At 72.6% G+C, this 478-nt stretch carries 1 protein-coding gene and 1 riboswitch; the gene reads left to right on the forward strand.

Going from position 1 to position 478, the window contains the following annotated elements:
- Nucleotides 1–103: 103 nt before the first annotated feature.
- Nucleotides 104–211, forward strand: a riboswitch (SAM-I-IV-variant riboswitch).
- A gap of 34 nt (nt 212–245) precedes the next feature.
- Nucleotides 246–478 (forward strand): hypothetical protein (locus tag AC1MIR_RS19995; RefSeq protein ID WP_480029943.1); only part of this gene is annotated, 233 nt, incomplete at its 3' end.

Genomic DNA, 478 nt, shown 5'->3' on the forward strand with positions numbered 1-478 from the left:
CGCCGAGCCGGGGGGCCGCGCTGGGCCTCTCGCCGCACAGCAGACGCCGCAGCAGGCGGCGTCATCCCCGCTTGCGCCCGGCGGCCACGCCGCGCTACCACGCGCACTGCATCAGGAGTTGGGCCGACGCCCAACGCCAACCGGCCTTCCCGGGCACGGTGGCGCCTCCGAAAGGGGGGATGCGGCCATTCCGGCAAACATTCGGGAAGCGCCGCCGTCGGTCACGCTCCGCACAGGAGGGTGACATGTTCGATACGGCGGGCACCGCCCCGGATCTCTCGTTGCTGCTCGGGCCGCACGATCGCGCGGTCTTCCTCGGCATGGCGGATTGGCGCACGCGCGCCGGGCGCCTGGAGCCCTCGCTGTTCTACGTCGTGCTGCACCGTGCCGGCGCACGGCATTGGACCCAGGCCTGCCGCATCGTGCCGGATGGCAGGCCGGGCCATCTCACGGTTCATGTGGAGCGGATCGCCGAAGG

The organism is Falsiroseomonas sp. RANM36 (genome assembly GCF_056682175.1).